Source organism: Chryseobacterium sp. UYP7 (assembly GCF_056279225.1).
Genome location: NZ_JBWBQW010000006.1, coordinates 1 through 23,775, shown reverse-complemented (window position 1 = coordinate 23,775; position 23,775 = coordinate 1). Strand labels below are relative to the sequence as shown.

At 37.1% G+C, this 23,775-nt stretch carries 20 protein-coding genes; all 20 read left to right on the top strand.

What is annotated here, in order from left to right:
* Positions 1–19 precede the first annotated feature (19 nt).
* Positions 20–391, top strand: coding sequence for a phosphomannose isomerase type II C-terminal cupin domain (locus ACZ9HT_RS12550; protein WP_476040830.1), 372 nt, complete (start codon positions 20–22; stop codon positions 389–391).
* Positions 378–1,448 carry a glycoside hydrolase family 130 protein gene (locus ACZ9HT_RS12545; RefSeq protein ID WP_476040829.1) on the top strand — a complete coding sequence of 357 codons (1,071 nt, stop codon included), beginning with the start codon at positions 378–380 and terminating at the stop codon, positions 1,446–1,448. Before ACZ9HT_RS12550 ends, ACZ9HT_RS12545 begins: the two co-directional genes overlap by 14 nt.
* Positions 1,449–1,528: 80 nt before the next feature.
* On the top strand, positions 1,529–3,781 hold the full coding sequence (locus ACZ9HT_RS12540) for a glycosyltransferase (RefSeq protein WP_476040828.1): 2,253 nt from the start codon (positions 1,529–1,531) through the stop codon (positions 3,779–3,781).
* Positions 3,771–4,958: an acetate/propionate family kinase gene (locus ACZ9HT_RS12535; protein ID WP_476040827.1), complete on the top strand. Its 1,188-nt coding sequence runs from the start codon at positions 3,771–3,773 to the stop codon at positions 4,956–4,958. The genes ACZ9HT_RS12540 and ACZ9HT_RS12535 overlap by 11 nt, the downstream gene beginning before the upstream one ends.
* Before the next feature lie 12 nt (positions 4,959–4,970).
* Positions 4,971–7,355: a phosphoketolase family protein gene (locus ACZ9HT_RS12530; RefSeq protein WP_476040826.1), complete on the top strand. Its 2,385-nt coding sequence runs from the start codon at positions 4,971–4,973 to the stop codon at positions 7,353–7,355.
* 114 nt (positions 7,356–7,469) lie between these two features.
* A complete protein-coding gene (locus ACZ9HT_RS12525) occupies positions 7,470–8,465 on the top strand; it encodes a 2-hydroxyacid dehydrogenase (RefSeq protein WP_476040825.1) in 996 nt (331 codons plus the stop codon).
* A gap of 68 nt (positions 8,466–8,533) precedes the next feature.
* Entirely contained in the window at positions 8,534–8,827 is a 294-nt protein-coding gene (locus ACZ9HT_RS12520) for a phosphoribosylpyrophosphate synthetase (RefSeq protein ID WP_476040824.1), read from the top strand.
* Positions 8,828–8,845: 18 nt separating this feature from the next.
* Entirely contained in the window at positions 8,846–10,981 is a 2,136-nt protein-coding gene (locus ACZ9HT_RS12515) for a copper-translocating P-type ATPase (protein ID WP_476040823.1), read from the top strand.
* 115 nt (positions 10,982–11,096) lie between these two features.
* Positions 11,097–11,786 (top strand): 2,3-bisphosphoglycerate-dependent phosphoglycerate mutase, encoded by a 690-nt coding sequence (locus tag ACZ9HT_RS12510; RefSeq protein ID WP_476040822.1) that lies wholly within the window; start codon positions 11,097–11,099, stop codon positions 11,784–11,786.
* A 77-nt stretch (positions 11,787–11,863) separates the two neighbouring features.
* Positions 11,864–12,241 (top strand): HYC_CC_PP family protein, encoded by a 378-nt coding sequence (locus ACZ9HT_RS12505; protein WP_476040821.1) that lies wholly within the window; start codon positions 11,864–11,866, stop codon positions 12,239–12,241.
* A 93-nt stretch (positions 12,242–12,334) separates the two neighbouring features.
* Positions 12,335–12,805: a DUF3347 domain-containing protein gene (locus tag ACZ9HT_RS12500; protein ID WP_476040820.1), complete on the top strand. Its 471-nt coding sequence runs from the start codon at positions 12,335–12,337 to the stop codon at positions 12,803–12,805.
* Between the two features lie 293 nt (positions 12,806–13,098).
* Positions 13,099–13,671 carry a DUF3347 domain-containing protein gene (locus ACZ9HT_RS12495; protein ID WP_476040819.1) on the top strand — a complete coding sequence of 191 codons (573 nt, stop codon included), beginning with the start codon at positions 13,099–13,101 and terminating at the stop codon, positions 13,669–13,671.
* 1 nt (position 13,672) lies between these two features.
* Complete coding sequence (locus tag ACZ9HT_RS12490) at positions 13,673–14,125, top strand: heme-binding domain-containing protein (protein WP_476040818.1); 453 nt, start codon at positions 13,673–13,675, stop codon at positions 14,123–14,125.
* 19 nt (positions 14,126–14,144) lie between these two features.
* Entirely contained in the window at positions 14,145–14,720 is a 576-nt protein-coding gene (locus ACZ9HT_RS12485) for a DUF3347 domain-containing protein (protein WP_476040816.1), read from the top strand.
* Between the two features lie 85 nt (positions 14,721–14,805).
* Positions 14,806–14,943 carry a hypothetical protein gene (locus ACZ9HT_RS12480; protein ID WP_476040815.1) on the top strand — a complete coding sequence of 46 codons (138 nt, stop codon included), beginning with the start codon at positions 14,806–14,808 and terminating at the stop codon, positions 14,941–14,943.
* A 74-nt stretch (positions 14,944–15,017) separates the two neighbouring features.
* Positions 15,018–17,516 carry a heavy metal translocating P-type ATPase gene (locus ACZ9HT_RS12475; protein WP_476040814.1) on the top strand — a complete coding sequence of 833 codons (2,499 nt, stop codon included), beginning with the start codon at positions 15,018–15,020 and terminating at the stop codon, positions 17,514–17,516.
* Between the two features lie 10 nt (positions 17,517–17,526).
* Positions 17,527–18,009 carry a DUF305 domain-containing protein gene (locus tag ACZ9HT_RS12470; protein WP_476040813.1) on the top strand — a complete coding sequence of 161 codons (483 nt, stop codon included), beginning with the start codon at positions 17,527–17,529 and terminating at the stop codon, positions 18,007–18,009.
* Positions 17,999–21,145 carry a multicopper oxidase domain-containing protein gene (locus ACZ9HT_RS12465; RefSeq protein WP_476040812.1) on the top strand — a complete coding sequence of 1,049 codons (3,147 nt, stop codon included), beginning with the start codon at positions 17,999–18,001 and terminating at the stop codon, positions 21,143–21,145. The genes ACZ9HT_RS12470 and ACZ9HT_RS12465 overlap by 11 nt, the downstream gene beginning before the upstream one ends.
* Positions 21,146–21,571: 426 nt before the next feature.
* The gene (locus ACZ9HT_RS12460) at positions 21,572–22,006 is read left to right on the top strand and encodes a DoxX family protein (protein ID WP_476040811.1); all 435 of its coding nucleotides are present in this window, start codon (positions 21,572–21,574) and stop codon (positions 22,004–22,006) included.
* Positions 22,003–23,268 (top strand): APC family permease, encoded by a 1,266-nt coding sequence (locus ACZ9HT_RS12455; RefSeq protein WP_476040810.1) that lies wholly within the window; start codon positions 22,003–22,005, stop codon positions 23,266–23,268. Before ACZ9HT_RS12460 ends, ACZ9HT_RS12455 begins: the two co-directional genes overlap by 4 nt.
* Positions 23,269–23,775 lie beyond the last annotated feature (507 nt).

The following is a 23,775-nucleotide window of genomic DNA, read 5'->3' as shown; positions in this document are numbered from 1 at the left end:
CAATCAAAAATTTAAGATTATGAACAAATATAAAGAAGAAAGACCTTGGGGAAACTTCGAGCGTTTTACCCACAACGAGATCAGCACTGTTAAAATTCTCACCGTAAATCCAAACGAAGAATTAAGTCTGCAATACCATCATGAGAGAGAAGAATTTTGGAAAGTGATCGATGGGTCTGGAAATTTCACTGTTGGCGATGAAACAAAATGTGGCAAGCCGGGCGACGAATTTTTTATTCCAAAGGAAACTCTGCATCAAATAAAAACTACTGATTCTGAAGTTAGGATTCTGGAGATCGCCTTTGGAAATTTTGACGAAAATGATATCGTAAGAATCGAAGACAAATATAACCGCGAAGTATCAACAAGAACTCTGGATGATGGAATATAATTTTGAAACCGGCATTTCTGCACAGGTAGAAAAACTTGGGATAATTTTGAGCCCCACAAAAAACCTCTTTGAAAATAACGGCGTTTTAAATCCCGGAATTTTTCAGGAAGGCGAAATGGTACATCTATTTTATCGCGCCGTGGAAGAAGGTAATTTTTCTACTATCGGTTATGCTAAATCCAAGGGACCATTTGAAATTATTGAGCGACTTGACCATCCGTTGATCACCAGAGATTTTGAGTATGAAAAACATGGCGTGGAAGATCCAAGAATTGTAAAAATTGAGGATCTCTATTACATGACGTACACCGCTTATGATGGCGTAAATGCGATGGGAGCAATTGCAGTTGGAAAAGACCTGCAAAATTTTGAAAAATTGGGGATCATAACACCACCTTTAAATTATAATGAGTACAGATACCATCTGGAATGCTGTACCCAGGAATTGCTGAACCCAAAATATTACCATTACAACAATCTTTTTGATACCATCGGGCTTACAAATGAAGACCATCGACTTTTGAGAGATAAAGATATTGTGCTTTTCCCCAGAAAGATCGATGGCGATTTTGTAATGCTCCACCGCTTATGGCCAGGAATTCAAATTGTCCGATTCAAGAAATTTGAAGATCTGACGAAAGAATTCTGGCAGAAATACATACAGGATCTTACTGCTCATATTGTTTTGGATCCGCTGCATGATTTTGAAGTCAATTACCTTGGAGCCGGTTGTCCACCCATAGAAACAGAATTGGGCTGGCTCTTAATTTACCATGGTGTGTGCGAAACTACTGTTGGAAAAACTTATCATGCTGCGGCTGCACTTTTAGATAAAAATGATCCTACAAAAGTGATTGGACGTTTGCCTTATCCGTTGTTTACGCCTTCAAAAAAATATGAAATGGAAGGCGTCGTAAATCATGTGGTTTTTCCGACAGGAACGGCTTTGTTTGGTGATGATCTTTACATCTATTATGGCGCCGCAGACAAATATATTGCCGCTGCGAAAGTGAGTTTAAAAATGCTTTTGACTGAATTACAACATTATAAAATGTAAGATTTAGAAAATTTGTCCGGCAATCAATTGATAAAAATTATCAAGGTTTAAACGCATACATTAAATTAAAAACAGGAATTATGAAGACGAAATTAAAAATGATACTCATTTCTTCCTTCCCGCCAAGGGAATGCGGAATTGCGACTTTCTCGCAGGATCTTTCTAATGCGATAAGCAAGATATACGGACAAACTTTGCCTGTAGAAATTTACGCTTTAGAAAATGATCTGGAAAAATGTGGGAAAAGAGATAATATCACAGAAACTTTGCATACCCCTACATTAAGCGAATACCGACGGGTTGCAAATGCTATAAATGAACGCGATGATGTGGGCATGATCTGCATTCAGCATGAATTTGGTCTTTTTAGCGGCGACTATGGCGAAAATATTTTGTCCTTCATGCTCGCTCTTAATAAACCAATTATAACGGTCTTTCATACCGTTCTTCCCAATCCGGAAATCAAATTGAAAAGTGTGGTGACGGTTCTTTGTGATCTTTCCGAAAAAATAATTGTGCTCACAGAGAATTCCCGAGAAATTTTGGAAAACGAGTACAATATATCTACAGAAAAGTTAGAAGTGATCCCGCACGGAACGCACAGTGTATTATGGAAAGATAAAGAAAAATTAAAAGCAAAATATGGATTTACAGAGAACATTATATTATCTACTTTCGGACTTTTAGGCGAGAATAAAAATATTGAAACCGTCCTTTATGCTTTACCGGAAATTGTAAAAAAACACCCAAATGTTATTTATCTCATTTTAGGCAAAACGCATCCTGAAGTTTTCAAAAATGAAGGTGAAAAATACCGTCAGAAACTAACAGAAATTATAACCAACCTTGATCTTACCGCAAACGTTCAATTTGTAAATAAATATCTGGAACTTGAAGAAGTGCTGGAATATCTAAATCTTTCAGACCTATATCTGTTTTCTTCCAAAGATCCTAATCAGGCGGTAAGCGGAACATTAGCCTATGCCATGAGTACCGGTTGTCCCGTTATTTCTACGCCTTTTCCGCATGCAAAAGAATTGATAAATGATTCTAATGGTATTCTGCTAAACGATTTTAATGATCCAAAACAATTTCAAAATGCCATTATCTGCCTGTTAGAAAATAATGAAAAAAGAACCGAAATGGGTAGAAATGCATTCTCAAAAATGCGCGCAACCTGCTGGGAAAATGTAGCAATAGGATATGGAAGAATTTTCGGCAAGATCACCAACAAAAATGAAGACTTGATCTATCAATTACCGGATATAAATACCTTGCATTTCGAGGAATTGACTACCGATTTTGGAATGCTTCAGTTTTCTAAATTTGATACGCCTGATCCTGCTTCCGGCTATACTTTAGATGATAATGCTCGTGCTTTGATTGCGAACATTATGCACTATGAAAAATTTAATGAAGAAGATTCTTTGCTTTTGGCAGCGAGATATTTAAATTTTATGGATTTCGTTCAACAGGATAATGGCTGGTTTCAAAATTATGTAAATATTAAAGGTGAGATTACCGCACAAAATTTGGAGGTCAATCTGCAAGATGCAAATGGCAGAGCACTTTGGAGTTTAGGCTATATTTTGTCTAAAAAAGATTTGCTACCAATTAATATCATTGCAACGGCTGAAAATTGTTTTGTAAAAGCCCTGCCAAACATCGCCGCACTTACCTCGCCGAGAGCAATAAGTTTCGCTTTAAAAGGACTTTATTATTTCAATACCACTTCTGATAAAAGCATTAAAGAATTAACAGAAATACTGGTGCAAAAATTATTGCGCTATTATGAAGTCACCTCTGATCAGGACTGGAACTGGTATGAAGATTATCTTACTTACGCCAACAGTGTTCTGCCGGAAGCCATGATGTACGCTTACTTAATTTTAGGAAATAAAAAATACAGGGAAATAGCAGAAGTCACTTTTGATTTTCTTCTGTCTCAATATTTCATGAAAGGAAAAATTCAGGTAATTCCCAATAAAGGTTGGTTTCACAAAAGAAATGAACGTACATTTTTTGGCGAACAGCCCATAGAAGTTGCGTACACCATGTTCACCCTTGAGTTATTTTATAAGGTGACAAAAAAAATTAAATATAAAGAACAGTTGCAGATCGCATTCAGTTGGTTCCTGGGCAATAATCATCTCACGCAGATCATGTACAATCCTGTTAATGGAGGAAGTTACGACGGTTTGGAAGAGGGAAACATCAATATTAATCAGGGTGCAGAATCAACCGTTTGTTTTCTTCTGGCGAGATTGGTTATTGATAAATGGGCGAATAAAAATACATTGGAATCCATTAAAATGATGAATAATGGATCCTGAAAATTCACATATTCTTACTATTAATGGTGGCTCTTCCAGCATTAAATTTTCAATGTATCAAGTTGGCAAACCTCTTGAAAGAATGTTTTTTGGGGAGATAGAAAAAATAGGAACCAAAGAGGCAAAATTTAATTTTACCACATCACAAAGTCCACAAAAAAATAGTACAGAAATTACCGCAAACGATCACGATGAAGCGATCAACTATTTAGTAGACTGGCTGGAAAAACAACAGTATTTTGCTACACTTTCCGCCATTGGGCATCGCATTGTGCATGGAATGCAGCATACTGAACCGGAATTAATTACAGACGAGTTGTTGGTTGATTTAAAAAAAATCAGCGATTTTGATCCTGAACATTTGCCGGAAGAAATTAAATTGATCGAGGTTTTTAAGGAAAGTTTTCCAGCGATAAAACAAATCGCCTGTTTCGATACGTCTTTTCATACTACAATGCCTGTGATCGCAAAACTTCTATCAATTCCGCGCCGCTATTATGAAATGGGAATCCGGCGATACGGTTTTCATGGACTTTCTTACGCTTATCTTCTGGAACAACTTACGCATACGGAGGAAATTGACGTAATAAAAAACAAAATTATTTTAGCACATCTCGGTAACGGTGCAAGTCTCGCTGCTGTGAAAGAAGGAAAAAGTATCGATACTAGTATGGGATTTACGCCAACATCCGGTTTGCCGATGTCAACACGAACCGGCGATCTGGATCCGGGAGTTGCGTGGTATCTGATGAAACATGAAAAATTTACCCCAAAAAAATTCAGGGATTTGATTAATCATGAATCCGGTTTGGTTGGTATTTCAGAAACAAGTTCAGACATGCGGGAACTATTGGACTTAAAAGATAAGGACAGCCGTGCAGCGGAAGTGATCGAATTTTTCTGCTACCAAACAAAAAAATGGATCGGCTCATTCACCGCTGCGCTTGAAGGTTTAGATATACTGGTTTTTTCAGGCGGCATCGGGGAACATTCGCCACAAATCAGAAGTAAAATATGTGATGGTCTGGAATTTCTGGGGAGCGAACTGGACGAGGTTCATAATATGAACAATGAAAAACTTATTTCCTCGGAGAAAAGTAAGATAAAAGTGTATGTCATTCCGACCAATGAGGAATTAATGATTGCCCAGTTAGTAGATAATTTTTTAAATAATTAAAATGAAAATATCATGCAAAAAGAAACGATAAATACAACTGCTGAAACCCTTTCACCAGAATTATTGCAAAAAACAAATGCTTACTGGCGCGCTGCGAATTACCTTTCTGTAGGGCAGATTTATTTGCAGGGAAATCCACTGTTAAAAGAACCGCTGAAACCCGAAAATATCAAAAATATGCTTCTCGGGCATTGGGGAACGACACCCGGACAAAATTTTATTTATGTGCATCTTAACCGCATTATAAAAAAATATGACCTGGATATGATCTACATTTCAGGTCCCGGTCATGGCGGTCCTGCCATTGTTGGGAATGTATATCTTGAGGGAACATATACGGAGGTTTATCCAAATATCAGTCAGGATGAGGAAGGTTTACAAAAGTTGTTTAAGCAATTTTCTTTTCCGGGCGGAATTCCAAGTCATGTTTCCCCTGAATGTCCCGGTTCCATACATGAAGGCGGCGAACTTGGTTATTCCTTAAGTCATGCTTTTGGGGCAGCGTTTGATAATCCGGAATTAATTGTGAGTTGCGTCGTAGGCGACGGCGAAGCAGAAACCGGTCCTTTAGCCACGGCATGGCATTCTAACAAATTTTTAAATCCTGTAAGCGATGGTGTGGTTCTGCCTATTTTACATTTGAACGGTTATAAAATTGCCAACCCTACAATACTTGCGCGCATCGGCAACGAAGAACTTGAACAGTTATTTAAAGGTTATGGCTGGAAACCTTATTTAGTTGAAGGCGATGATCCTATGGAAATGCACCAAATTATGGCGCAAACGATAGACAAAGTAATTGAAGAAATAAAAGGCATCAAAAAAAATGCAGGTGAAAACCCTGATGGTGAACGTCCGGTTTGGCCCATGATCATTTTGAAATCCCCAAAAGGATGGACGGGACCAAAGTTTGTTGACGGAATACCGATCGAAGGCACTTTTCATGCGCATCAGGTTCCAATAACAGATCCTAAAACAAATCCTGAACATTTACTACAACTGGAAGGCTGGCTAAAAAGTTATAAACCAGAAGAATTATTTAATGAACAAGGACATTTTCTGCCTGAATTAGAAGATTTAGCCCCAAAAGGAAACCGAAGAATGGGCGCTAATCCTCATGCCAATGGTGGACTGCTACTGAAAGGTTTGCGGTTACCGGATTTTCGAGATTACGGCTTGGAATTAAAGGAACGCGGTGAAACCGGTCCCGGTGATACTAAAGTTTTAGGCAAGTTCGTAAGAGATATAATTCTGGAAAATAATGAACAAAGGAATTTTCGCTTGTTTGGTCCCGATGAAACTTTATCAAATAAACTCGATGCAGTTTTTGAAGTAACGAACCGCCAATGGGAAGCCCCGGTTATTGATACAGATGAGTTTTTGAAAAAAGACGGTCGCGTTATAGAAATGTTAAGTGAGCATCAGTGCGAAGGCTGGCTGGAAGGCTATCTTTTAACTGGACGACATGGATTATTTAATTGTTATGAAGCATTTATCCACATCATTGATTCCATGTTTAATCAGCATGCGAAATGGCTGGAAGTTACCTCAAAACTTCCGTGGCGCAGAAAGATCGCTTCCCTAAATATTCTTTTGGCTTCGCATGTTTGGCGACAGGATCATAATGGATTCACGCATCAGGATCCCGGATTTCTTGATGTGGTAATGAATAAAAAAGCATCTGTAACCCGAATTTATCTACCGCCGGATGCCAATTGTCTGTTATCTGTGATGGATCATTGTTTTCGAAGCAGGAATTATGTGAACGTCATCATTGCGGGGAAACATCCAGCTCCGCAATGGCTTTCTGTCACGGAGGCTGTTATTCACTGCACAAAAGGAATTGGGATCTGGACGTGGGCAGGAAATGATGAAGGTGTAGAACCTGATGTAGTAATGGCTTGTGCAGGTGACGTTCCTACCTTGGAAGTATTAGCGGCAGTTTCAATTTTAAAAGAAAAATTACCTGAAATAAAAATAAGAGTTGTCAATGTAATTGATTTGATGAAATTACAACCGGAAAGTGAACATCCTCACGGATTAAGTGATGAGGATTTTGATACTTTCTTTACCAAAGACAAGCCTATAATTTTTGCTTTCCATGGTTACCCGTGGCTAATTCACCGATTAACTTACAAGCGTACAAATCATATCAATATGCATGTGCGCGGCTATAAAGAAGAAGGTACTATTACGACGCCTTTTGACATGACAGTTTTAAACCAGATGGATCGTTTTGATCTCGTTCAGGATGTCATTGATCGTTTGCCACAGTTGGAGAATAAAGCAGCATATTTGAAACAGGAAATGCAGAACAAGTTGATAGAACACAAACATTACATACGTGAGAATGGTATGGATATGCCGGAGATAAGAAATTGGAAATGGAAAGAATAAGACAGCCCAAATAAACAAAAGAAAAGTAATGTTTAGTGCGCCGTAAAGAATTCGATCATCGATTCCATGTAAGATTGTACTTCAATTACATTAATGCACTACAAATTTAAAATCATGAAAACAACCGTATTCAGCATCCACCAATTTGAAGAAACCCAAATTCAAAAGGCAAATAATGGGAAGCATGAACTAAAATTATTAGAAAATCGCCTGACTATCGATACTGCTATTCTCGCTGCGGATTCTGAAGCCATAAGCATTTTTGCCGGTGATGATGCTTCGGCAATAGTCCTTCAAAAATTAAAAAAAATTGGAGTGAAATATATTGTTTTAAGAACTGCTGGTTTTAATAATGTAGATGTGGAGGAAGCGTTTAAATTAAATATTAAAGTTGCGCGGGTTCCTGCTTATTCTCCTTATGCAATTGCAGAATATACGATGGCAATGATTCTTGCCCTGAACAGAAAATTAATAAAAGCACACAGTAGAATTCGGGAACAGAATTTTTCACTCACCGGTCTCACTGGATTTGATCTTCATGGGAAAATAGTTGGCGTTATCGGAACGGGAAAGATAGGGGCAGTTTTGATAAAAATACTTCATGGTTTTGGTTGTAATATTATCGCCAATGATATTGCAGAAGATGAAGATTTAATTAAAAAATATAAAGTAAAATATACAGATTGTGAAACGCTTTGTCGCGAAGCAGATGTTATCAGCCTGCACGTTCCATTGACACCTTCAACTAAAAATATGATCAATGAAAAACATATCAGGTTAATGAAAAAAGGCGTCATGCTGATCAATACCAGTCGTGGTGGATTGATTGAAACTAAATTGATTATTAATGCGCTAAAATCAAAAAAAATTGGCTATTTCGGGATGGATGTGTATGAGGAAGAAGAGGGATTATTTTTTGAAGACCATTCGAAAGATGTAATTTACGATGATGTAATATTAAGATTAATGACTTTCAATAATGTATTAATATCAAGCCATCAGGCTTTTTTAACGGAAACAGCCTTAACCAATATTGCCGAAACAACGATTTATAATTTGGACTGTTTTGCAGAGGGTAAAGATTCAGAAAATGAAATTAAGATCAATTGATTTTAACGTAAAAAAATATTTACAGGGAAAAGCCGATTATTTTTAAAGCAAATTTTAAGTAAAAAACAATGAGATATTACGACACCCTTTCAGAGGCGATTAATGATTTAAAGACAAAAGAGTACACCTATGATTTCAACCTAAAAACTGAATCCTTGCATTGTCCTGCGCTGAAGATTGAAATTCATCCGGAAGATTTTGAGGTAGATCAATCTTACAGATTTGAAGGAATGAGCAGCACCGATGACAACAGTGTTTTATATGCAATATCATCTAAAAATGGTATGAAAGGATTATTGGTGGACGCTTACGGTGTTTATGCCGAAAATATTTCTGAAGAAATGAGAAGAAAATTACGATAACATTTAAACAATATAACTATGGATAATCACGACGAACACGAGGAAAAAAAGACCGATCATTCGAAGATGGATCACTCAAACCTGCCTGCCGGCAAGGCAGGAATGGATATGTCTAAAGAAGACCACTCAAAAATGAACATGAGTAAAAAAGACCATTCAAAGATGGATCACGACAGTATTCCTATGGGAAAAGAAGGGCACGATCACCACCAGATGATGATCGCCGATTATAAAAAGCGCTTTTGGGTCACTTTGGTGCTTACTGTTCCAATTCTGATTTTCTCGCCAATGATACAAACATTTTTTGGCTACAATTTATTACTTCCGGGGAATCCGTATATATTATTTGCACTATCTACGGTCGTCTATTTTTATGGAGGCTGGCCTTTTCTAAAAGGCTTCTTTTTAGAATTAAAGGATCGTTCAGTGGGAATGATGACCCTTATTTTTATGGCCATAAGTGTCGCCTATTTTTATAGTTCCGCAACCGTTTTCGGATTAAAAGGAGTCGATTTCTTTTGGGAACTCGCCACGTTGATCGCGATCATGCTTATTGGTCACTGGATCGAAATGAAAAGTGTTTTAGGCGCTTCCAAAGCACTGCAACTTTTGGTAAGTATGATGCCTGCAGAAGCACATCGGGTTACTGATAATAATGTAGAAGATATTAAACTCGCCGATCTTTTAAAAGACGATGTGATACTGGTAAAACCCGGCGAAAAAGTTCCGGCCGATGGTATTATTATAGAAGGAAGTAGTTATCTAAATGAATCAATGCTGACGGGAGAATCAAAACCTGTAAAAAAAGATGAACAGGATAAAGTGATTGGTGGTTCTGTAAATGGCAATGGTTCATTAAAAGTAAAAGTAGAACATACCGGGAAAGACAGTTATCTCAACAAGGTTATTACCATGGTTGAAGATGCGCAAAAAACCAAATCAAAAATGCAGAATCTTTCAGACCGTGCTGCAAAATGGTTAACTTACATTGCTTTACTTATCGGTTTCGGAACCTTGGCAGTTTGGCTGCTTTTAGGATTTCCCTTTGTATTTGCATTAGAAAGAATGGTTACGGTTATGGTAATTGCTTGTCCACATGCATTGGGTCTCGCAATTCCTTTGGTAGTCGCGATTTCAACGGCAGTTTCTGCACAAAATGGTTTATTGATCCGAAACAGAACTGCCTTTGAAGAATCCCGTAAAATTTCCGTCTTGCTTTTTGACAAAACAGGAACATTAACGAAAGGCGATTTTGGGGTTACTCGAATTGAATCTGTTGATAAGTCTTTTTCCCCGGAAGAAATTTTGCGTTTGTCCAGTGCTTTAGAGCAAAGTTCCGAACATCCAATTGCCGTAGGAATATTAAAAAAAGTGAAAGAGGATAAAATAGTAATTCCAAAACTCGAAAATTTCAAAGCCATTACAGGTAAAGGCGTTGAAGCCAGTGTAGAAGAGAAAGATATAAAAGTAGTAAGTCCTGGTTTCTTAAAAGATGAAAAAATAAACGTTCCGGAAGATGCTTTCAGCGATGCCGCAGAAACGGTCGTATTTGTTTTAGTTGATGGAAAATTAGCCGGTTATATTGCGCTTGCCGATGAAATTAGACCGGAATCTGCAGAAGCCATCAAAGTTTTTAAACAGAATAATATCAAAGTTTTAATGGCAACCGGCGATAACGAACAAACCGCAAAAGCCGTAAGCGATAAACTGGGATTAGATGGCTATTTTGCAGAAGTTTTACCAGATCAAAAAGTAAAAATTGTAAAAGATCTGCAGGCTAAAGGTGAATTCGTAGCAATGACCGGCGATGGTGTGAATGATGCACCCGCATTGGCACAGGCAAATGTCGGAATTGCCGTAGGTTCCGGAACGGATGTAGCGGCCGAAACTGCCGATATTATTTTGGTCAACAGTAATCCACAAGATATTGCAAATCTTATTTTGTTTGGTAAAGCAACTTATAATAAAATGATCCAAAATTTACTTTGGGCGACAGGTTATAATGTGGTAGCGATTCCTTTGGCTGCCGGAGTTTTATATTCTTCCGGTTTTGTATTAGGACCTGCGATCGGAGCGGTTTTTATGAGTTTAAGTACCATTATTGTCGCAGTAAATGCACAATTATTAAAGAGAAAAATTGGTGCACATAATTAAGAAGTAATGACATTCCAGAAGCATTTTCTATAATAATACAAAAAGTCAGGTCACGTCTCGTTTTTAAATAATAATAATTAATTTCATGGAAAGCGACAGACCAAAAATACAAAAAATGGGAAAATTAATTTTAGTAAGACACGGTTTAAGCGAGTGGAATTTAAAAAATATATTTACGGGCTGGACGGATATAGATCTTGCTCCAGAAGGCATCACCGAGGCAAAGAAAGCCGGGGAAATTTTGAAAAGAAATAATTTTGAAATTGATATTTGCTTTTCTTCCTATTTAAAAAGAGCGATCCGAACGGCCTGGATCATGTTAGAAATAGCCGATCAGATGCATGTTAATACTGAATATTCCTGGAAACTAAACGAAAGACATTATGGCGATTGGCAGGGTAAAAGTAAAGAAGCCATACTGCACGAAGTTGGGGAAGAATATTTTTCAAATGTTCGAAGAGGTTATTCCACACCGCCACCATTTCTTTCAGAAGAAGACAGTCGGAATCCAAAATTTGATTCAAACTATAAATTAATTTCTTCTTCATTATTACCATTGGGAGAATCTCTGCAAGACACCTCAAACAGAGTGGTAAACTATTTTTATGAGGCGATCGCTCCGCAATTGGCAAAAGGTAAAACTATTTTGGTTTCAGCGCACGGAAATTCTTTGCGTGCTTTAATAGGACATCTGGAACATATTTCTCATGGCAACATAGAAAAGGTAGAGATCGGAACCGGGATGCCGCTTTTATATGAGTTCGATTGTTGTCTCAACATACTACAGCATTCCCATTTAAAATAAAAGAAGAGGAATTATACCAATATTTTTTATAATTGTATAAATACTTTTCCTCTCATTTTGTATCTTTGTACAAGTTTATGAAAAAGTATTTAGCCATAATGTTCACAATTTTCTATTTCGGATTTTCATCCGGAATGGTTTATAATGTTCATTATTGCATGAATAAGGTTTTCACAACGTTTTCAACTTCCACCAATACTTGCGGACTTTGTGGTAAAGAGAAGATGAAAGACTGCTGCAAAAATGAGGTAAAAGTTTTAAAAACGGATGTTGCTCAAAAGGCAGATATCAGCTTTATAAATGATTCTCCTGTCGTAGCAATTCTTCCGGAATTATTCTATGCAGACTTCTTAACACCTGTTCTAGAACGCAATCAAAATTCTGTTCATGTAAAAGCACCGCCGAACAAGGCAGAATTACCTTTATTTATTTCGTACTGTAATTTTAGAATTTAAAATAAAAACCTCATTTTTCATTTGAAAAATGGTTAATTATTATGTCCAGTTTTTTGGACGATCCTTTATTTAAAACAATCTAAAATTATTACAATGAAAAAATTAATTTTCACAGCATTATTCTCAATATTTTCAATTCTAAATTTATCAGCGCAAACAACTGATGCCTCAATTTCTAAACTGTACCAAAACTACATCATTATAAAAGATGCTTTGGTCACAGATAATTCAGATGGCGCCTCAAAAGCCGCAAACGAATTTCTAAAATCTGCTTCTATGGTAGATTACAAAGTTTTGTCTGAAGGCAATTTAGACACGCTTCGACAAGATGCTTCCACCATTGCAGAAAGCAGAAGTATAGAAACCCAGCGGGAATCTTTCGCAAAATTATCTGCAAATATGATCGAATTGGCGAAAAAGTTTAAAATGGCAGATTCTTCTGTATTTGTACTCTATTGCCCGATGCAGGATGCCTCTTGGTTAAGCGCGCAAAAAGAAGTTAAAAATCCTTTTTATGGTAGCTCAATGCTTACTTGTGGAAGTATGAAATCCGAATTAAAATAATTCAGTTGAGGTCTTTTTTGCAACATTAGTACAAAATTCCTTCTTCAATTCTTAATTAAAGTAGAATGATATTCTTAATGAGTTAGTTCTACTTTAATCTCGAATTTACTGGACTATATTTTGATCAATTTCTGATTTTAATTTCTCCAAATCACAACTTTCACTGCTTTACTTTAAGCCTCTGAAAATAATTCTTTAACCGAATTGTATCAATCTTAAACCAAATTATTATATGAAAAATAGTATTCATACGTTAATTTTACAGATAAAATCAATTCATAAAATATAAAAAAATGACAAATCTAAAAATCACAGCAACAGTTGCTACAGCAGTTTTATTAAGTTTTACCGCGTTTTCCTGCAATGATAACAAATCTTCTAAAGTAACCACAATGGATAATACCATGATGAAGTCCGGCGAAACGGCAACAAATGATTCCCAATCTACAAGTGCGAAACAGGTTGTAGCAGATTACATGACGATTAAAGAAGCTTTGGTAGCGACAAATAAAGACGATGCCGCAAAAGCAGGAGTTGCGATGGGCGTTGCGTTGAACAGTTTCGATATGAGTAAATATACTGCGCCACAGCAAAAGGATTTAAAAGACATTATTACAGATGCAAAAGAACATGCAGAACATATTTCTATGAGTGAGATCGAACACCAACGTGAACATTTCAAAGCATTAACAAAAGATGTTACAGATATGATCGCAATTACCGGTGCAGATGCCAAAGTTTATCAAATGTCCTGTCCAATGTATGACGGTGGAAGCAATTGGTTGAGTTCCAGCAAAGAAGTGAGAAATCCTTATTACGGAGATAAAATGATCGATTGCGGAAAAATGGAAAAGGAATTAAACTAAAATGAAAATTGTCAAGATCATAGCACTGGTTTTATTGATCGCCTTGGTTGGAATACAGTTTCTACCAAAGCAGATTAATGAAAGCCAGACCACTTCAAAAAGTGATTTTTTGGTTGTCAATAATGTGCCGCCAACTATTAAAAATAAGTTGCTCCTATCTTGCTATGATTGTCACAGTAATAACACCCGTTATCCTTGGTACAATAAAATTCAGCCAATCGCCCTATTTTTAGAAAATCACGTGAAGGATGGAAAAAAAGAACTGAATTTCAGTGAATGGGATTCCTTATCGGTGAGACGCAAGAAAAGCAAATTCAAAGCAATCATCGATCAGATAAAAGATGACGAAATGCCCTTAAGCTCTTACACCATTATCCATAACGATGCAAAATTTTCGAAAACGGAAAAGCAGGAAATGATACAATGGATGACTCAAAAAAAAGACAGTTTATAAAAATTTAAAAAAAAATAAAATGAAAAATTTAAAAGGAAGTATAGCAGCACTATTTTTATTCGCAATATCTTTTGCCAATGCGCAGCAGAAAGGCACTATGGATCACAGTAAAATGGATCATAGTAAAATGGATATGAAGATGGACCATGGTAAAATGATGGCGATGAAAAGCGATGCAAAAGCAGAAGCAATTCTGAGCGACTATTTTAGTTTGAAAGATGCCTTAGTTGGAGACGACAGTAAAAAAGCAGCCGCTGCAGGATCTAAACTTGCAATCTCGCTAAAGGCTTTTAATTCTGCAAAATACTCGAAAGAAAATAAAAAAAATTTGGCAGATATAATAGATGATGCGACTGAGCATGCTGAACATATTTCAAAAAGCCCGATTGATCATCAAAGAGAGCACTTTAAAACATTAAGCAAAGACATTTCAGATCTCGTTGCAATTACAGGAACTAAAGAAAAATTATACGAACAGTTTTGTCCAATGTATGAAAAAGGAAGCACTTGGTTAAGTACAAGCAACGAGGTAAGAAATCCATTTTACGGCAGCAAAATGCTAAAATGTGGTAAAGTGCAGAGAACAATTCAATAAGAATAATTGAAGTCCTAATGAGAGAAAAAGTCAGTATCCTTTTAGATAATTTTAATTAACTTTCTTAGGCACAAAAATGTAAATTATGAAAGATTGTTGCAAAACAGGAAATGAAAACGCACAGAAAAAGAGCGGTTTAAAAAAATGGTCTAGTTACGGTCTGTACGCATTTATAGGTGCAATTATTATTGGAGTGATTGTCCTACAAGTATTAGGGAAGTAGTTCCCCCAAATGAATCGGTATTTGATAAAACTGATCAAATCCCGATAAATTAAAAATTTAAGTAAAGTAAAATTATGAAACACACCTATCATATACAAGGAATGTCCTGCGATGGTTGCCGGAAACACGTAGAAGAAACACTTTCAAAAGTAGAAGGAGTATCTAAAGTTACGGTCAATCTGGCGAAAGAAGAAGCCGTTATCGATACGAATGATCATCTTCACATCGAGAAATATCAGGAAGCTCTAAAAAAAGATGGTGGAACCTACAGCATTCATAATATTAATGACCTGCCGAAAAAAGATGCGATTCCCGTCTCAGTTAAAAAGGAAAAAGGAAATGGCACTTTCTACTGTCCGATGCATTGCGAAGGGGAGAAGACCTACGACAAAGCGGGCGATTGTCCGGTTTGCGGAATGGATCTGGTCGAAGAACAAAAATTAACTACGTCCAATTCTGAACAATGGACTTGTCCGATGCATCCGGAAATTATCAGAGATGAACCTGGAGCTTGTCCGATTTGTGGGATGGATCTCGTACCGATGCAACCTGATATTTCTGCGGAAGAAAAAACCTATAAGAAATTACTCCGCAAATTATGGATTGCTGCTGCTTTTACTTTACCCATTTTTTTAATGGCAATGAGTGAAATGATTCCAAACAATCCTTTGTATAATTTGATGGCGCAGAAATACTGGAACTGGGTTCAGTTTGCTTTATCAATTCCGGTCGTATTTTATGCAACCTGGATGTTTTTTGAACGTGCATATAAAAGTATCAAGACCTGGAAGTTGAATATGTTCACACTGATAGGAATTGGCGCTGGAGCCGCTTTTCTTTTCAGCGTTTTTGGAATGTTATTTCCAGATATTTTTCCAAAACAATTCAAAACCCATACTGGTGCAGTTCATGTTTATTTTGAAGCCGCCACGGTGATTTTGACTTTGGTTTTATTGGGACAGGTATTGGAAGCCAGAGCGCACAGCAAAACAAATTCTGCCGTAAAGGAATTATTAAAACTCGCACCAAATCGAGCCATCAGAGTTAAAGACGGTATTGAAGAAGAAGTAACGATCGAGCAAATCGTCATAGGTGATATCCTTCGGGTAAAACCAGGCGAAAAAATTCCGGTTGATGGCGCAATTACAGAAGGTGAAACTTCTGTGGACGAATCCATGATCACCGGTGAACCGATCCCTGTGACCAAAACAATTGATGATCAGGTGAGCAGCGGAACCATCAATGGCAACCAATCTTTTTTAATGAAAGCAGAGAAAGTGGGATCAGATACTTTACTTTCTCAAATTGTTGAAATGGTGAATAACGCCAGTCGCAGTCGTGCACCAATCCAAAAGTTAGCCGATACCGTATCTGGTTATTTTGTGCCGATCGTAGTTTTTATTTCTTTATTAACGTTTGCAATTTGGGCAATTTTTGGTCCACAACCAGTTTATGTTTACGCTTTCGTTAATGCAATTGCAGTTCTGATAATTGCTTGTCCATGTGCTTTAGGATTAGCCACACCAATGTCTGTAATGGTCGGTGTTGGTAAAGGTGCTCAAAATGGGGTGCTCATAAAAAACGCCGAAGCATTGGAAAAAATGGACAAGGTAGATACTTTGATCATCGATAAAACAGGAACCATTACGGAGGGAAAACCAACCGTTGAAAAAATAGGAGTTTTCGAAGATAGCTTTACAGAAAAAGAAGTTTTGCAGTTCATTGTTTCTTTAAATAAATTGAGCGAACATCCATTGGCAGACGCGACCGTAAAATATGGAAAAGAGCAAAATATAGAAATTATTAATGCTGAAAATTTCAGCGCAGTTACAGGAAAAGGTGTTGAAGGAAAGGTCAACGGCAAAAAAGTGGATTTGGGTAATGCCAAAATGATGCAATATGCTAAAGCTGAAATCACCTCTGAAATGGAAACTGAAGCCCAGAATTTTCAAAAGCAGGGAAAAACGGTTTCCTACTTATCTGTGGACGGAAAAGTTTCCGGATACGTTGTTATAGCTGACAAAATAAAACCGACGAGTGTAAAAGCAATTAAAGCTTTAATGGAAAAAGGGATTGATGTGATCATGCTCACCGGAGACAATCATGAAACTGCTCAGGCGGTCGCAAAAGAACTCAATCTTGTTCATTTTAAAGCCGGGATGTTACCTGAACATAAACTTCAGGAAGTTGAAAAACTGCAGAAAAGCGGAAAAATCGTAGCAATGGCGGGAGACGGAATTAATGATGCACCTGCTTTGGCAAAAAGTGATGTTGGAATCGCCATGGGAACTGGAACTGATGTCGCCATTGAAAGCGCGATGATCACTTTGGTACAAGGCGATCTGCACGGAATTGTGAAAGCAAGAAACTTAAGCGATGCCGTGATGAAGAATATTAAGCAAAATTTATTTTTCGCCTTGGGTTATAATATTTTAGGAATTCCAATTGCAGCGGGCGTCTTGTTTCCTGTTTTCGGAATTCTGTTATCACCAATGATTGCAGCCTTGGCGATGAGTTTCAGTTCTGTATCTGTGATCGGTAATTCATTACGTTTAAAAAACATTAAAATTTAAAAATAAACTTATGGAAAATTCAATGGACCACTCAAAAAGCAACAGTTACACCACTTTTATGTTAATGCTTGCCGCCTCATTTGTGGCGATGTACATTACAATGTATTTAAACACTTATCAACTGGATCACGTTTATTTCAGCTTGACCAGATTTTACATGGTTTGTCTTGGAATCTCCGCGATGGCTTTGATCATGTTTTTCTTTATGCGCAAAATGTATAAGAATAAGCAGAAAAACTTGGGAATAATAGTGGGAAGTATAGGATTGTTTTTTGCCGCGCTCGGTTTGGTTCGCGCACAAAGTCCCATCGTTGGAGATGTACTTTGGATGAAAGCAATGATTCCTCACCATTCGATCGCCATTTTAACAAGTGAAAGAGCCGACATTAAAGATCCTGAAGTAAAAAAATTAGCGGAAAGCATCATTTCTGCGCAAAGAAAAGAAATAGAAGAAATGAAAACAATGATTAAAAGATTAGAGAATGAAAAATAAAATACGCCTGTCAAAAGGATTTTTAATACTTACTTTTTTTTTAAGTGCAATATTTGTTTATTCTCAGAATACCCAAACCTATTACACTTGTCCAATGCACCAGGAAATACGCTCTTCAAAACCTGGAGATTGTCCTAAATGCGGAATGACATTGGTAAAAAAAACAATAGCAGTCGTTAAAAAAGATAAACCAGCTGTTAAGAATTTACCAGCTTCGAAAATAATCACAAAGGAGGTCTCAAAACCTGCGGTAAAGCCTGCGCCGAAAAAAGTGACTTTAGTTTCTCCTGCTAAACCAAGAATAGTTTCCACCAATGCGAAAGTATCTCCTAAAATGTCGAATGATATAAAGAAGATAGGCATTTATTCCTGCCCAATGCATCCGGAAGTGACTTCCGATAAACCGGGAAAATGTCCGAAATGTGGTATGTCATTAGAAATGAAACAATCAGCAGAAGATTCTCATGAAGATCATAAAATAATGGGTGCCGCTCGCGAACGTGAATCTGTTTCTTTTGGTGGAAAGAAGGTTCGTTATGATTTATATGTAAAAGATACACTCGTAAATTTCAGCGGAAAACCAGCCAGAGCAATTGCCATCAATGGAAAACTGCAGGCGCCCACTTTATATTTTACAGAAGGCGATACTGCAGAGATTTACCTTCACAATCAGTTAAAAGAAAACACCGGTCTTCACTGGCATGGAGTAATTCTACCCAATGAAATGGATGGAGTTCCTTATCTAACCACGAAAGAAGTTAAGCCTGGTGAAACGCATTTGTACAAATTCCGGATTTCCCAAAATGGAACCTATTGGTACCATTCTCATGAAGGAACTCAGGAGCAAATTGGGATGAATGGAATTTTAGTTTTTAATAAAAGAGACAGTCAGCCAAGCAAAAAGTTTGCTGCAGATATTCCGGTTATTTTGGGAGAATGGACAGATGAGAATCCAAAAGATATCATGCGCCGTCTTCACATGGATCAAGGAGATTATTGGACCATCAAGAAAGGAACAACGCAAAGTTATTCAGAGGCTATTAAAGCCGGACATTTCGGTACCAAACTTTTGAATGAATGGAAAAGAATGGAAGCCATGGATGTGAGCGATGTTTATTACAATAACTTTCTCATCAACGGCGCAGTTTCTACTGATTATAAAAATTTAAAAGCGGGTGATAAAGTTCATCTCAGAGTAGCAAATGGTGCGTCATCATCTTATTTCTGGCTAAATTATGGGGGTGGAAAAATCACCGTTATTGGTACCGATGGTAATGAGGTAGAACCTGTAGAAGTAGATCGTCTCATTGTCGGCGTTTCTGAAACCTACGATATTGAAGTAACCGTTCCTGAAAATAAAAGTTTTGAATTTCGTGCAACTTCCGAAGATCGACAAGGTCACGCCTCACTTTATTTGGGAGATGGCGCAAAAGTAGATGCTCCAAATTTACCGAAACTGATGCTTTTTGAAGGTATGAAAATGATGAACGACATGATGTTAATGAGCGGTGATATGAAACCGATGAGCATGACGATGGGAAATCAGGTGATGGATATGAATGAAGTGATGTATCCGGAATTATCCGAAAGCCAGCGCATGAAAACGATGCAGCATATGATGGAAATGATGGGAACTAAATCTGACATGAAGATGAAGGATGATAAAATGGACATGGATCACAGCAAGATGGACATGAAATCCGACATGAAAATGGGAGATGGAAAAATGGAAATGGATCACAGCAAAATGGACATGAAATCCGATATGAAGATGGAGGACGGAAAAATGGATATGGATCATAGCAAAATGGACATGAAATCCGATATGAAAATGAAGGATGATAAAATGGAAATGGATCACAGCGAAATGGACATGAAATCCGACATGAAAATGGGAGATGGAAAAATGGAAGTGGATCACAGCAAGATGGACATGAAATCCGACATGAAAATGGAGGACGGAAAAATGGAAGTGGATCACAGCGAGATGGACATGAAATCCGACATGAAAGTGGAGGACGGAAAAATGGACATGGATCACAGCAAGATGGACATGAAATCCGACATGAAAATGAAGGATGGAAAAATGGACATGGATCACAGCAACCATGACATGGGAACTGCAGATGAAAAAACAATTAAGCGTCTTAACTACAATATGTTGAAATCTCCTTTCAAAACTATTTTGCCTAATGATAATGTAAAGGATTTGAAGTTTACTCTGGAAGGTAACATGCGTAATTATCTCTGGACTTTAGATAATAAAACGGTGGCTGAAAGTGATAAGATCTTAATCAAAAAAGGGGAAGTCGTGAGAATTACCATGTACAATAATTCTATGATGCGTCATCCAATGCACCTTCATGGTCATGATTTCCGCGTAATTAATGCTAAAGGCGAATATGCACCTTTGAAAAATGTGATTGACATTGCGCCCATGGAAACTGTGACCATAGAATTTGCCGCAAACCAAGATGGCGACTGGTTTTTCCACTGCCATATTTTGTATCATATGATGAGCGGAATGGGAAGAGTTTTCAGTTATGAAAATTCTGCTCCGAACCCTGATCTACCAAACAAAGAAGAATCTTACAAGCAGTTTATAAGCAAGAACCGAATGATCAACACCACAGCAATGTTGGATGTAGCATCTAATAAATTTCATTTTGAAAATATGACGATGTTAGGAGCAAGATGGTTAAATGTGAATGAATTACACAGTAATTATGATTTTACACATTACGAAGGAAGTTTGAAAGTTGGAAGATTTTTAGGAAAATACCAATGGGCAATGCCTTATGTAGGTTTCAGAAGTAATAAAACACACGATATGGCAAAAACCTGGTTCGGGCAAAATGTAATGCCGCAGAATCAAAATGTAGCCATTGCCGGAGTTAGATATCTTCTTCCATTTTTAGTGATTGCCGATGCAAACGTTGATCACAATGGGAAGGTACGTTTGGAATTAAGCCGTGAAAGAATTAAAATTTCACCCAGAATCCGCGCAAATTTTGCCGTTAATTCTGATAAAGAATTTGATGTCGGACTGAAATATGTGGTACAGAAATGGGTTTCTGTTTCAACCAACTACGACAGTGAATTTGGTTTTGGAGCAGGGCTGACTTTTATGTATTAATTTCCATCATATAATTATAATTGACCTCTCATGAAAATGGGAGGTTTTTTTTATAAAAGCGAAAAAAGAAACTGTGATTATTTTTTTAAGTTTTATTGCTGGTTCAATTATTCTTGAATATTCTTCAATGAACAAGTTTTTGCCACTACTTTACACCAACTAATAGCAAGCGAAATTTCTTCCAAACTCAATTTTAAGAATGATTTCTGTTTTTCCGAATATTTCGAAAGAGATTTTTAAAACATTTCAATTAGTTTTCGAAAAGAACTCGAATTAGAACGATTAATTTTTTAAATAAACCATTAACTTATATTTTCATTATATATTTTTGTAGTGCAAAGTTGATAATCATTCGAAAGAATTGCAGAATCAAAATATTAACACAAAAATTAACTTTACCAATCAAAAGTTCAAAATAGTTAAATAATGATGTTTCAAAAAATTCTAACAACCAACCAATCAAAAACCACGATTCTCATCCGATTGATGGTGGGAACTATTTTTCTGTCTGAAGGAATTCAAAAATTTATTTTTCCTGCAAGTCGGGGAGCAGGTCGTTTTGAAAAAATAGGACTTCCCTCACCAGAAATTCTTGCCTCATTTGTTGGCGTATTCGAGATTGTTTGCGGCGTATTAATTTTAATTGGATTGTTGACCAGATTAGCAGGTATTCCCTTACTAATTATTATGCTGGTTTCCATTACAACCACAAAATTGGAAATTTTAAATAACGAAGGGTTTTGGAAAATGCTTCACGAAAGCCGAACCGGTTGGGCAATGCTTTTGGGTTGTCTATTTTTGATCATTATGGGAAGTGGTAAATTTTCAGTAGACCCTTATTTAGAAAAGACGAAAAAATGAAAAACTCGGAAGACAAAGGCCTTTTAAGATCCCTAACTTTAAAAGACGCCGTAGGCATTGGTTTAGGAGCCATAATCGGAGCGGGTATTTTTGTGGTAACAGGAATTGCGGCCGGAGTTTCGGGTCCAGCTTTTCTGGTGGGTTTATTAATCGCCGGAATTATTGCCACTTTTAATGCCTTAAGTTCTGCACAATTAGCCTCCAAATATCCACAGTCGGGCGGTACATATGAATACGGCTATATCTTGATCAATCCTGCTTTTGGATTTTCTGCAGGATGGATGTTTTTAGTCAGTAAGCTTGCAGGTGCAGGTTTTGTTGCTTTAGGATTTGGGAGTTATTTCTACCAATTATTTCCCATAGTTTCCCCATTGACCTATTCTGTTTTAGCGGTTGTTTTTGTGACCGCTGCCAATTATTTCGGTATTAAAAAAGCCGGCGTTCTCAATCTTGCCATTGTTTCTGTGACTTTATTTTCCTTGCTGTATTTAGCGTTTAGTGGGATTCCAAAAGTGAATTTTGATAACTTTAAACCTTTTGCGCCCTTTGGTATTTCAGGAATTGCGGAAGCTGCGGCGCTTTTATTTTTTGCCTTTACGGGCTATGGAAGAATAGCTACACTTGCCGAAGAGGTCAAGGAACCCAAAAAGACGATTCCTAAAGCCATTATCATCACTATTGTAACAGCAATACTACTTTACAGCGTAATTTCCGTAGTGGCGATCGGTGTTATAGGAACAGAAAGAATGGCAAACAGCACCTCTCCTTTACAAGTCGTTGCAGATTCTTTGAACACTCCTGCAATCAGCAGCATTATAACTATTGGTGCATCTGCTGCAATGTTAGGGGTTTTGTTGAGTCAAATATTAGGAATTAGCAGAGTAATGTTGGCAATGGGCAGAAGGAACGACTTACCACCGGTCTTTAAAAATATACACGGAAAGCACCGTGTTCCGCACGTTGGAATACTTTTTACAGGTCTGATCATTTTGATCCTTACGCTTATAGGTTCCTTCGAATTTATTGTTAGAGCGGCGACTTTTACTATTCTGCTTTATTACAGCATTACCAATATAGCAGCATTAAAACAGCCTGCAATCGATCGAATGTATGGCAGATTGATTCCTATATTAGGTTTAATTGGGTGTTTAGCAATGTCGATTTCCCTCCCTTTAAATGTAATATTTTCCGGTGTTGGACTTCTTTTAGCAGGGTTTTTAGTGAGGTTTTTATTTCATAGAATATATGGCAAACAAGAATGATAAAGTTTTTTTTGCCACTGTTAGCTTTAAGCAATCATTGACTAAAAAAAACTCCACAAAATAAATTTGAAGTTTAAGTGAGCGCGACAGGATTCAGGATTGTGATCGTCCCGATTAAAATCGGGATGCTCACTCCAGCAATCTTCTTTAAATAAAAAAAACTCCACAAATAATTGTGAAGTTTAAGTGAGCGCGACAGGATTCGGATTGTGATCGTCCCGATTAAATCGGGATGCACTCCAGCAATCATCTTTAAATAAAAAAACTCCACAAATAATTGTGAAGTTTAAGTGAGCGCGACAGGATTGTGATCGTCCCGATTAAAATCGGGATGCTCGTTTCAGCAATCTTCTTTAAATAAAAAAAACTCCACAAATAATTGTGAAGTTTAAGTGAGCGCGACAGGATTCGCGATTGTGATCGTCCCGATTAAAATCGGGATGCTCGTTTCAGCAATCTTCTTTAAATAAAAAAAACTCCACAAATAATTGTGAAGTTTAAGTGAGC